Source organism: Citrobacter sp. CK202, from assembly GCF_030333225.1.
Taxonomy (GTDB): domain Bacteria; phylum Pseudomonadota; class Gammaproteobacteria; order Enterobacterales; family Enterobacteriaceae; genus Citrobacter_B; species Citrobacter_B koseri.
On the sequence record NZ_JAOWGI010000010.1, the window covers coordinates 1 to 205 of the forward strand.

Annotated in this window: 1 tRNA gene and 1 other RNA gene; both read right to left on the reverse strand. The window is 52.7% G+C overall.

Annotated features, from left to right (window positions below):
* Position 1: 1 nt before the first annotated feature.
* Positions 2-78, reverse strand: a tRNA-Arg gene (locus OGX84_RS00640).
* Between the two features lie 61 nt (positions 79-139).
* Positions 140-205: non-coding RNA, RtT sRNA (locus tag OGX84_RS00645), on the reverse strand; the annotation flags it as partial.

Consider the following 205-nt stretch of genomic DNA (forward strand, 5'->3'; position numbering starts at 1 on the left):
ATGGTGCATCCGGGAGGATTCGAACCTCCGACCGCTCGGTTCGTAGCCGAGTACTCTATCCAGCTGAGCTACGGATGCATTGGGAAACTTATTTACTGCCGATATTGATACCGCTACAAAAGCCATATCAAGTAAGAGATGGTGCATCCGGGAGGATTACTCGGCTGCGCCTCTCCCTACGGGCCGTTGCTGAAGCAACGTTATC